The sequence below is a fragment of the Streptomyces sp. NPDC030995 genome, assembly GCF_055571215.1.
Genome location: NZ_JBVIFS010000025.1, coordinates 1 through 11,251, shown reverse-complemented (window position 1 = coordinate 11,251; position 11,251 = coordinate 1). Strand labels below are relative to the sequence as shown.

Sequence of the window (11,251 nt, the reverse complement as noted above, 5' to 3'; positions counted from 1 at the left end):
CGCCCGGGTACACCGGAGCCCGGCCGCCCGCCGCCACCGTGCGCCACTGCGCCCCCGGCGGAAGCCACACGATCCCGTCCTCCTTCGAGTACGCGACCACCGGCTTCGGCTTCGCCTCGTCCTCCGAAGCCGCCACCGCGACCGCGCTCAGCCCGGCGGCCCCGGGCAGGCTCGCCGCGACCATCGAGCCGTCCGCCAGCATGTAGCGGGCCTGCTGGACCCCGCCGCTCTCCCGGCCCACCACGAGCAGCCGGCCGCGCGGCGCCCAGCTCATGGCCGTCACGTCCGCCATCTGCGGGGCCGCCGGGCGCAGCTCGCGCACCGACACCGCCGAGGAGTCCCCCTTGCCGTCGGGCCGTTCGATCCGCCCCACGTACAGGTTCGTGCGGCTGCCCCGCTCCACGAGCAGCGCGATCCGCACCCCGTCGGGGGACGCCTTCAGCGAGATGATCCGCCCGCCGTCCAGCCCGGCCACCTGCACCTTCTCGGGGGTCCCGGCCCCGGCCGGCACCCGCCACAGCCCGAGGCGCTGCGGATCGCGGTCGGCTATCCACAGGTCGCCCGCCGCGTCCCAGCTGGGCGGGGTCAGCGTGTCCGCCTCCTTGACGCCCTTGCCGACGAACACCGGCTGCGGCATGGCCCCGCCGCCCACCAGCGACACGACGTACAGCCCGTGCCCGTCGTCGGAGACCACGGCCGCGCGCCGCTCGTCGTAGGTCACGGCCGCCGAGCCGACCTTGAACGCGGCACTGGCGGCCAGCGGCCCCGGCACCGGCTCGGTCCGGCTCTGCTGGTCCTCGCTGCGGGCGTCCAGCTTCATCCGGACCAGCCGCTTCTCGTTGTCGACGAAGTACTGGAAGTCGGGGATCTTGGGGCGGCCCGCGATCTCGGACGCGCTCACCTCGGTCACCGAGCACAGCGAGGACGACTTGCCGTCGGAGCGCAGCAGTTCGACCTGGTCGAGACGAGAGCCCGTCAGATCCTTTACCGTGTAGAGGAGTTGGGTCGCCATCTTCTTGCACTGCGGCTGCGCGACGTTGTCGGCCTTGTCGTTGAGCGGCACGCGCAGCGTGTTCTGCCCGTCGTACGAAAGGGACTTGGTGCCCTCGCGCAGTTCCGTCCCGGTGGGGAAGCTGGACTCGACGACGGGCCCGAGCCACCTGGACGGCCCGGCGAGCAGCGACTGCACGGTCTGCGTGGTCGGGTCCATCCGCGAGTCCGGGTCGGTGCGCTGGCGCACGTAGACGGGGTCGGCGACGAGCGTGCCGCCCGCGAAGTAGTACTTGTTGACCGGCATGTAGATGCGCTGGAAGTCCGACTCGCTGAGCACGAGACCGGTGGGCGGCGTCGAGATCCGCCACTGCTTGTCGTCGTTCTGGACGAGCTGGAGGAACTCCTCGTACTGCCCGCCGCTGGTCTCCGGCTGGTACGCGCTGCGCTCGTCCACGGTCGCGAGCTTCTTGCCGGTCACCTTCCAGCGGGGCCGGTCGGGGTCCTTCTCGCCGCGGACCGGGGCCCGGTCGAGGCCGGCCGAGAGGACGGTGACGGCGGAGCCGGGCTTCCAGCTCTTCGCCGCGTCCTCGGTGAGGTACTTGCGGGCGGTCTCCAGCTGCGGGTCGTCGCTGGTCATCGCCTCCAGGAAGCCGTCGACGATCTCGGCCGCGCTGGCCCGGTCGGCGGGCGGTACGCCGAACACCCGGACCTGGGAGTCGACGCCCTGCGAGGCCTGCAGCGGGCGGATCTCGCCGTGGTCGGGCATGGAGGCGCAGCCGGCCAGCAGCAGCCCGGCCGCCCCGAAGGCGTACGCCCGTACGGTGCGCAGCCGCCGGCCCCGTGCCCGCACGCCTCCCGGCCGCGCGCCCCCCGCCCGCCCGCTCACGGGCTCAGCGTCCATCGGCATCGGCTCGGTCCTCCTGTTGTGGCTGCTCGGCCGGCCGGGCCACGACCCGGGCCCCGTTCCCCGGCAGGGCGGTCGGGTCGGCGGGCACGGGCAGCGCCCCGGCGACCGGCGACCGCGGCGGTATCGGCGATCGGTCACCGGGCTCGGCGGACGGGCGGTCCGCCGCACGGCCCGCGGCATCGGCGGCGGCCCTGGCCCGGTTGGCCCGGGAGTCCTCGGGCTCCAGCGGGATGGGCGAGCCCCGCAGCGGCTCGTCGGCCGTGCGCGGCAGGGTCAGGCGGAACTGCGAGCCGCCGCCGGGCTCGCCCCAGGCCTGGAGCCAGCCGCCGTGCAGCCGGGCGTCCTCGACGGCGATGGACAGGCCCAGGCCGGTCCCGCCCGTGGTGCGCGCCCGCGCCGGGTCGGCCCGCCAGAAGCGGTTGAAGACGCGGGTGGCCTCGCCGGGCTTCAGCCCGACCCCGTAGTCCCGTACGGCCACGGCGACGGCCCCGCCCGCGGACGCGAGCCGAACCACCACATCGCGGCCCTCGCCGTGCTCCACGGCGTTGACGACGAGGTTGCGCAGCACCCGCTCGACGCGCCGCGAGTCGGCCTCGGCGATGACGGGCTGGGTGTCGCCGAGGACCCGGATCCGCGTGCCCTTGTGCTCCGCGAGCGGCTCCGCCCCGTCGATGACGCGGCGCACGACGTCGCGCAGGTCGATGGGCTCGGCCTCCAGGGCCGCGGCCCCCGCATCGAAGCGGCTGATCTCCAGCAGGTCGGCGAGGAGCGACTCGAACCGGTCGAGCTGCCCGGCGAGCAGTTCGGCGGAGCGCGCGGTGATCGGGTCGAAGTCGACCCGGGCGTCGTGGATGACGTCGGCGGCCATCCGTACCGTCGTCAGCGGGGTCCGCAGCTCGTGCGAGACGTCCGAGACGAAGCGGCGCTGCATCCGGGACAGCTCCTCCAGCTGCTGGATCTTGAGCTGGAGGTTCTGCGCCATCTTGTTGAAAGCCTCACCCAGGCGGGCGATGTCGTCCTCGCCGGTGACCTTCATCCGCTCCTGGAGCCGCCCGGCCGACAAGCGCTCGGCGATCCCGGCGGCCATCCGGACCGGGGTGACCACCTGGCGCACGACGAGCCAGGCGATGCCGCTCAGCAGGACCACGACGAACAGGCCCGCGGTGGCGATGGTGCTCTTGACCAGGGTGAGGGACTCCTCCTCCTGGGTCAGCGGGAAGAGGTAGTACAGGTCGTACGGGTCCCCGTTGATGTCGGTGAGCCGCTTGCCCACGACCAGCGCCGGCTCGGGTTCCTTCTGCTCGGCGCCGCTCGTGTACCGGATCTCCGAGAACGTCTTGAAGGCCCCGGTGGCATGGTCGACCGCCCGGCGCAGCGCCAGCGGGACGCTCGCCGTCGGGTCCACGTTGCCGGAGGCGCGGGCGCCCTTGACGCCCTGCGTGCTGGGCAGCGCCTGCTCACCGGTCCCCGCGCCGAGCGCGACGACCTCGAAGGCGGTCTGGCCGCCACTGGCGAGCTGCTTGACCAGCGAGTTCATCCAGGTACTGGCGTCCCGGCCGACCTTGTTGTCGCTGGCGTCGGGCCCGTCCACCGTCGCGGGCGTGTTGGCCTTCTCCTGCGCGACCGCGAAGCCGCCCGCGGCCTGGCTCTGCGCGGCCTCCTCCTTGGCTTCGAGGAGGCCCCTGCTGACCTGCGCGATGACGACGAAGCCCAGGGCGAGCACCACGGCCAGCGATATCAGCAGGGTGGCGGCCACCACCCGCAGCTGGATGTTGCGCCGCCACAGCCGGACAGCCGGAAGCAGCGGCCGGCGTACGAGACGTACGCACAGCCGCAGCACGGCGCCGCCGGGCGCCCCGTCCTGGAGCAGCCGGCCGAACCGCGAACGCCCCCAGCGGGAACCGCTCCGGCTCCTGCCGGACGTGCCGGACTGCACGTCAGCTGGGTCCGGCCTTGTAGCCGACACCGCGCACCGTCACGACGATCTCGGGGCGCTCCGGGTCCTTCTCCACCTTGGAGCGCAGGCGCTGCACATGCACGTTGACCAGGCGGGTGTCCGCCGCGTGCCGGTAGCCCCAGACCTGCTCCAGCAGCACCTCACGGGTGAACACCTGCCAGGGCTTGCGCGCGAGCGCGACCAGCAGGTCGAACTCGAGCGGGGTCAGGGCGATCGAGGCACCGTCCCGCTTGACCGAGTGCCCGGCCACGTCGATGACGAGGTCACCGATGGCCAGCTGCTCGGGGGCGGGCTCCTCCGACCGGCGCAGACGGGCCCGGATGCGGGCCACCAGCTCCTTCGGCTTGAACGGCTTGACGATGTAGTCGTCGGCCCCGGACTCCAGGCCCACGACGACGTCCACCGTGTCGCTCTTGGCGGTGAGCATGACGATCGGCACGCCGGACTCGGCCCGGATCAGCCTGCACACCTCTATGCCGTCCCGTCCGGGCAGCATGAGGTCGAGCAGCACGAGGTCCGGCTTCGCCTCCCGGAAGGCAGCAAGTGCCTTGTCACCGTCCGCTACGAACGACGGCTCAAAACCTTCTCCACGCAGCACAATGCCGAGCATCTCGGCCAGCGCGGTGTCGTCGTCGACGACAAGGACGCGTCCCTTCATGGTTGACATCATCCCATTAGCTAATCGTTACCTGGCGGTGAGCTGTCCCACAGCCAAAAGGGCTGGAAATCGCCCCTCGGACCTGCGTGGTGATCAGCTCGACCAGTCTCCCCCGGATCCGGGTGACAATTGAAGGTACGGGCTCCCGGGCATCCCAGGGGACTGCTGGTCCATTCGGGGACCTCACGTGGCACGATGGCAGCGACCAGCGCCCCCGCCGCAGCAGGCGCACGTGAAGGAGCGACGATGAACGACTCTCCGGGCTGGGCTACGCCCGGATCCTCTCCGTCCGACGGCGAGCGGCCGGGAACCGACGGCGGCGCTCCACAGCCCCCGCAGCCCGCCGGCGACCCGAAGTGGTCCGCCGAGCAGCCACCGCCCGGCCAGTGGTCCAGCCCGGGCTCCGCGGCCCCCGAGCCCCCGAAGACGCAGCCCCAGCCTCAGCCCCAGCCGGGCACCGGCTGGGAACAGCAGCCCGGCAGCCCGTACGGGCCCCAGCACGGCAGCCCGTACGGGCCCGCCCAGTGGGGCAAGCCCCCGGCCGCCAAGCCCGGTGTGATCCCGCTGCGCCCCATGGACCTCGGCGAGATCCTCGACGGCGCGGTCGCCACCATGCGCTCCCACTGGCGCTCGGTCCTGCCCATCACCCTGGTCGTCGCCACGGTCGTCCAGGTGATCAGCGTGCTCGTACAGAAGTACATGCTGAGCGACCTGGCCCTCGCCTCACCCGAGGACGCCAGCCTCGACGAGCTGCTCAACGACCTCGGCACCACCCTCTCGGTGTCGGTGGTGATCCAGTTCATCCAGCTCCTCGGGACGATCTTCGTCACCGCGCTGCTCACGATGATCTTCAGCCGGGCGGTGCTCGGCCGGGACTCCTCGGTCTCCGACGCCTGGCGCGACGCCCGGCCCCAGCTGCTGCGCCTGATCGGCGTGACCCTGCTGACGGCCCTCGGCGCCCTCCTGCTCGGCGCCGTGCTGATCGCTCCCGGGCTCCTCGCCGACAACATCCCCCTGGCCGTCCTCGGCCTCTTCGTCTGGCTGCCGCTCATCGTCTGGCTGGGGATCAAGTTCAGCCTGGCCTCGCCCGCCCTGATGCTGGAGAAGAGCACCGTCCTCCAGGCCTTCGCCCGCTCCTCGAAGCTGGTCAAGGGCGCCTGGTGGCGCATCTTCGGCATCACGGTCCTGACCGCCGTGATCACCGGATTCGTCGCAGGAGTGATCGTCTTCCCGTTCCAGTTCGGCGGCGCCCTCGCCTTCGGCGGCGGATTCGACTCCATCCTGGACGGCACCGGCGCGACCGCCTGGGGCGTGCTGATCACCGGCGCCATCGGCCTGATCATCGCGCAGACCATCGTCATGCCGATGCAGGCCGGCGTCACCGTCCTCCTCTACGTCGACCAGCGCATCCGCCGCGAGGGCCTCGACCTGGAGCTCGCCCGGGCAGCCGGCCTCGAAAACTACGGCACGACCGGAGGCTGACACACCGATGATGAGCACGGGGGGCCTCATCACCCACGCCACGCCACCGGTGACGACACCGCGCGACCCCGCCCGGGAGGCGGCCGAGCGCGAACTGTCCAAGCCGATGTACCACGAGAACGACCCGAGCCTGCTGAACCGCGCCCTGCGCAAGTTCTTCGACTGGCTCGACGACGCCTTCGGCGCCGCCTCCGGGGCAACCCCCGGAGGCACCGTCGGCCTCGTAGTGATCCTCCTGCTGATCGTCCTGGCCATCGCCGCCCTCTGGTGGCGCCTCGGCTCCCCCCGCAGGACCGCCACCTCCGCCTCCGCCCTCTTCGACGAGGGCATCCGCAGCGCCGCCGACCACCGCACCGCCGCCGACGCCCACGCCGCCGCCGGACGCTGGACCGAAGCCGTCCAGGAACGCATGCGCGCCGTCGTCCGCTCCCTGGAGGAACGCACCCTCCTGGACCCGCGCCCGGGCCGCACCGCCGACGAGGCCGCCGCGGAAGCAGCCGTCTCCCTCCCCGACCACGCCGCGGACCTCCGCGCCGCCGCCCGCGCCTTCGACGACGTCACCTACGGCGGCCGCACCGCCGACGCCGACACGTACGCCCGCCTGCGCACCCTCGACCTCACCCTGGACCGCGCCAAGCCGCTCCTGACGGGACCCACCGCATGACGCCGCACGACGGGCCCACGCCGGAGCGATCCCCACACGGCCCCACACCGGCCGATTCCAACCCGACCGGGAACCTGTCGGGCCTGCCGCACGCGACCGCCGCCGGCCGGTTTCGGCGGGGACGGGTGCGTGCCGGGGCGTCCCCGCAGGGCGCCGAACACAACACCGCCGCACTCTCCGACCCCTCGCCACGTTCGGCGCCCGAGGAGACGCCCCGGCGCGCGCCCGGCCCCGCCGGAACCGGCCTCACCCCCGACCCGGCCCAGGAGGGCAACACCCCCACCGGCCACGCCCGCGCACGCCGAATCCGCCGCGCCCTCACCGCCCTCGGCATCCTCGCCGCAGGCGCGATCCTCCTGGCCGCCCTCGACTCCGGCACCCGCCACGGCTACCTCGACCCCCGCTCCGCCGACCCCTCCGGCAGCCGCGCCGTCGCCGAGCTCCTCAAGGCCCGCGGCGTCACCACCCGCGTCGTCACCACCGCCCGGGAAGCCGCCGACGCCGCCGGCCCCCGCACCACCCTCCTGGTCACCGACCCCGACCGGCTCGGCGCCACCCAGCGCAGCGTCATCCGCTCGGCCATCGACCTCTCCGGCGGCCGCACCGTCCTCCTCGCCCCCAGCGGCCACAGCCTCCCCGACCTGTCCCCCGGGGTCCGCACGAACGGCGACGCCGCCACCGACGAACTCGACCCGGCCTGCACCCTGCCCGCCGCCACCTCCGCCGGCCGCGCGGCCACCGGCGGCGGCCTCCGCTACACCACCACGCCCACCGGGGGAACCGCCTCCACCGGGGGAACCGCCTCCACGGGAGGAACCGCCCCCACGGGAGCCACCGCCCTCCCCCGAGCGACCGCCTGCTACCCCAGCGGCGGCCACCCCACCCTCCTCGTCCTCCCGGCGGGAACCGGCGGCGACACCGTCCTCCTCGGCTCCGAGACGATCCTCCTCAACGAGAGCCTCGCCGAGCAGGGCAACGCCTCCCTCGCCCTCCAACTCCTCGGCTCCCGCCCGGACCTCGTCTGGTACCTGCCGTCCCTCGCGGACACCGACCCCGACGCCGGCCCCTCCGAGGAGAAGAGCCTCTTCGACCTCATCCCGGCCGGCTGGTCCTGGGCCCTGCTCCAGCTCTTCGTCGCCGCCGCCCTCGCCGCCCTCTGGCGCGCCCGCCGACTGGGCCCCCTCGTCACCGAGAAGCTCCCCGTCGCCATCCGCGCCTCCGAGGCCACCGAGGGCCGCGCCCGCCTCTACCGCAAGGCCGGCGCCCGCGACCGGGCCGCCACCGTGCTGCGCGCCGCCACCCGCGAACGCCTGGCCGCACTGGTCGGCGTACCGCACACCCAGGCCCACGACCCCGCCGCACTCGTCGCGGCGGTATCCGCCCGGCTCACGGACGGGTCCGGCGACCTGACCACCCTGCTCTTCGGCCCCACCCCCTCCGACGACGCGGCACTCGTCGCGCTCGCCGACCACCTCGACGCCCTCGAAAGAGAGGTCCGTACGTCATGACGTACCCGGCCACCGAGTCCACGGCTGCGACCGCGGACAGCGCCCGCGCTTCCCTCGAAGCGCTCCGCACCGAGATCGGCAAGGCCGTGGTCGGTCAGGACTCCGCCGTCACCGGTCTCGTCGTCGCGCTCCTGTGCCGCGGCCACGTACTCCTCGAAGGCGTCCCCGGCGTCGCGAAGACCCTCCTGGTACGGGCCCTGGCCGCCTCCCTCGAACTCGACACCAAGCGCGTCCAGTTCACCCCGGACCTGATGCCGAGCGATGTCACCGGCTCGCTCGTCTACGACGCCCGCACCGCCGAGTTCTCCTTCCAGAACGGCCCGGTCTTCACCAACCTCCTCCTCGCGGACGAGATCAACCGGACCCCGCCCAAGACCCAGTCCTCGCTCCTCGAAGCCATGGAGGAGCGCCAGGTCACGGTCGACGGCACCCCGCGCGCGCTCCCGGAGCCCTTCCTCGTCGCCGCCACCATGAACCCGGTCGAGTACGAGGGCACGTACCCCCTGCCGGAAGCCCAGCTGGACCGCTTCCTCCTCAAGCTGACCGTCCCGCTCCCGTCCCGCGAGGACGAGATCGGGGTCCTGACCCGCCACGCCGCCGGCTTCAACCCCCGCGACCTGCACGCCGCGGGCATCCGCCCGGTGGCCGGTCCCGCCCAGCTCGAAGCCGCCCGCGAGGCCGTCGCCAAGGTCTCCGTCTCCCCCGAGATCGCCGGGTACGTCGTCGACATCTGCCGCGCCACCCGCGAATCGCCCTCGCTCACCCTCGGCGTCTCCCCCCGCGGCGCGACCGCCCTGCTGGCCACCTCCCGCGCCTGGGCCTGGCTCACCGGCCGCGACTACGTCACCCCCGACGACGTCAAGGCCCTCTCCCTGCCCACCCTGCGCCACCGCGTCCAGCTGCGCCCGGAAGCCGAAATGGAAGGCGTCACCCCGGACTCGGTCATCTCGGCGATCCTCACCCACGTCCCCGTCCCGCGCTGATGGCCCTCACCGGACGCGCCGCCCTGCTGGCGGCCCTCGGCAGCATCCCCGTCGGCATCCTGGAGCCGAGCTGGACGGGGATGCTCGCGGTCAACGGCCCGCTCGCACTGGCCTGCGCGGTCGACTACGCCCTGGCGGCGCCGGTCGGCGCCCTGCGGCTCACCCGCTCGGGAGCCACCTCGGTCCGCCTCGGCGAACCGGCGGACGTCCACCTCACCGTCACCAATCCCAGCAGCCGCACCCTGCGGGCCCGCGTCCGCGACGCCTGGCCCCCGAGCAGCTGGCTCCCGGGCACCGAAGCGGCCGCGTCACGCCACGAGGTACGGATCCCCGCGGGCGAACGCCGCCGCCTCACCACCCGCCTGCTCCCCACCCGCCGAGGCGACCGCCAGGCCGACCGCGTCACGATCCGCTCGTACGGCCCGCTCGGCCTGCTGGCCCGCCAGGGCACCCACACCGTCCCCTGGACGGTCCGCGTCCTGCCCCCGTTCACGAGCCGCAAGCACCTCCCCTCGCGCCTGGCCCGCCTGCGCGAACTGGACGGCCGTACGAGCGTCCTCACCCGCGGCGAGGGCACCGAGTTCGACAGCCTGCGCGACTACGTCCCCGGCGACGACACCCGCTCCATCGACTGGCGTGCCACCGCCCGCCAGAACAAGGTGGCGGTCCGTACGTGGCGCCCCGAACGCGACCGGCACATCCTGATCTGCCTGGACACCGGCCGCACCTCGGCGGGACGCGTCGGCGACGCCCCCCGCCTGGACTCCGCGATGGACGCGGCCCTGCTCCTGGCCGCCCTGGCCACCCGTGCCGGCGACCGCGTGGACCTCCTGGCCCACGACCGCCGCCCCCGCGCCCAGGTCCAGGCCCGCGCGGCCGCGGACGTCCTCCCGGCCTTCGTGAACGCGATGGCCCCCCTCGAACCGGAACTGGTCGAGACGGACGCCCGCACCCTGGTCTCCACCATCCTCCGCAGCGCCCCGCGCCGGTCCCTGGTGGTCCTTCTGACCAGCCTGGACGCGGCCCCCATCGAAGAGGGCCTGCTCCCCGTACTACCGCGCCTCACCCAGCGCCACACGGTCCTGCTGGCCTCCGTAGCCGATCCGCACGTCGCGGACATGACAACATCTCGCGGCAGTGTGGACGCGGTCTACGAAGCCGCGGCCGGCACCCAGTCCCAGTCCCAGCGCCGCCGCACGGCCGACCAGCTCACCCGCCACGGCGTCCACGTGGTCGACGCCACCCCGGACACCCTGGCCCCGGCCCTGGCCGACGCCTACCTCGCCCTGAAGGCCGCCGGCCGCCTCTAGGAGGTGTCCGACTGGATACGCTGGTCGGGGCACCCACCAGGAGGATCACCGTGGCCGACCTCACCCCCGAGCAGATGCGCCGCATGCACGACTTCGCGGAGCAGCTGGCAGAGCTGGCCGAGCACCAGGAAGACCACTGGAAGGTGCAGACCACCGATGGTCAGATCTTCCTCACGATGATGAGCCCCACGGCTCCCCACGGGCTGAACGTGGTGCGGCTGCGCCGCCAGATCGAGGCCCAGACACCCGAGGTCATGGCCCTCAACGACACGAACATGGGCGATCCGCTCACCGGTCTGACCAAGGTCCCCGCCCTCATGGTCATCGCGGAAGAGGACACCGACGACACGGCGAAGGTCGTCAACGCCCGCGATGTCCTCATGGTGGTGGAGGTCGTCTCCCGCACGAATTCCCTCACCGACATCCGCGACAAGCTGCACGACTACCCGCGGATGGGAGTGCCCCTGTACGTCGTCGTGGACCCCCGCAGGGACAAGAAGACCGTCACAGTGCACAGCGACCCCTCAGAGGGACCCGACGGCACCCGCTACCGCAAAAAGGTCCCCCACGCCTTCGGGGACACCGTCACGGCCGGCCGCTGGACGCTCGACACCAGCAGCCTCAAGAGCTACCCCGCCGACTGGTAGGGAAGGGCGGGGCGGGGCGGAACTGCATCGACGTCAGGCCGGCCGTAAACGCAGAAAAGCCCCGCACCGAACCCATAAGGGCTGGTGCGGGGCTTTCCCACAATGATTGTTCGGCGGCGTCCTACTCTCCCACAGGGTCCCC

At 73.2% G+C, this 11,251-nt stretch carries 9 protein-coding genes; 6 read left to right on the top strand and 3 right to left on the bottom strand.

All coding sequences use genetic code 11. The annotated features are described in order from the left end of the window. From ACZ45T_RS29055 to mtrA, 3 genes are all read right to left on the bottom strand, one after another. On the bottom strand, positions 1-1,900 hold a 1,900-nt coding region (locus tag ACZ45T_RS29055), incomplete at its 3' end, for an LpqB family beta-propeller domain-containing protein (RefSeq protein WP_468446406.1). Further along, positions 1,884-3,836 carry an MtrAB system histidine kinase MtrB gene (gene mtrB, locus ACZ45T_RS29050; RefSeq protein WP_468446404.1) on the bottom strand — a complete coding sequence of 651 codons (1,953 nt, stop codon included), beginning with the start codon at positions 3,834-3,836 and terminating at the stop codon, positions 1,884-1,886. The genes ACZ45T_RS29055 and mtrB, both read right to left, overlap by 17 nt. Position 3,837: 1 nt before the next feature. Then, complete coding sequence (gene mtrA, locus ACZ45T_RS29045) at positions 3,838-4,527, bottom strand: two-component system response regulator MtrA (RefSeq protein WP_189747360.1); 690 nt, start codon at positions 4,525-4,527, stop codon at positions 3,838-3,840. A 234-nt stretch (positions 4,528-4,761) separates the two neighbouring features. Here mtrA and ACZ45T_RS29040 point away from each other — a divergent pair, with 234 nt between their 5' ends. From ACZ45T_RS29040 to ACZ45T_RS29015, 6 genes are read left to right on the top strand one after another with little or no spacing between them, the layout of a single operon-like run. Continuing rightward, a complete protein-coding gene (locus ACZ45T_RS29040; RefSeq protein WP_468446402.1) occupies positions 4,762-5,997 on the top strand; it encodes a proline-rich domain-containing protein in 1,236 nt (411 codons plus the stop codon). A 7-nt stretch (positions 5,998-6,004) separates the two neighbouring features. Beyond that, a complete protein-coding gene (locus ACZ45T_RS29035; RefSeq protein WP_468446400.1) occupies positions 6,005-6,661 on the top strand; it encodes a DUF4129 domain-containing protein in 657 nt (218 codons plus the stop codon). Beyond that, entirely contained in the window at positions 6,658-8,169 is a 1,512-nt protein-coding gene (locus tag ACZ45T_RS29030) for a DUF4350 domain-containing protein (protein ID WP_468446398.1), read from the top strand. The genes ACZ45T_RS29035 and ACZ45T_RS29030 overlap by 4 nt, the downstream gene beginning before the upstream one ends. Then, positions 8,166-9,152, top strand: coding sequence for an AAA family ATPase (locus ACZ45T_RS29025; RefSeq protein ID WP_468446396.1), 987 nt, complete (start codon positions 8,166-8,168; stop codon positions 9,150-9,152). Before ACZ45T_RS29030 ends, ACZ45T_RS29025 begins: the two co-directional genes overlap by 4 nt. After that, positions 9,152-10,462 (top strand): DUF58 domain-containing protein, encoded by a 1,311-nt coding sequence (locus ACZ45T_RS29020; protein WP_468446394.1) that lies wholly within the window; start codon positions 9,152-9,154, stop codon positions 10,460-10,462. The genes ACZ45T_RS29025 and ACZ45T_RS29020 overlap by 1 nt, the downstream gene beginning before the upstream one ends. A gap of 50 nt (positions 10,463-10,512) precedes the next feature. Further along, complete coding sequence (locus ACZ45T_RS29015; protein ID WP_468446392.1) at positions 10,513-11,109, top strand: Uma2 family endonuclease; 597 nt, start codon at positions 10,513-10,515, stop codon at positions 11,107-11,109. The last annotated feature ends 142 nt before the right edge of the window (positions 11,110-11,251 follow it).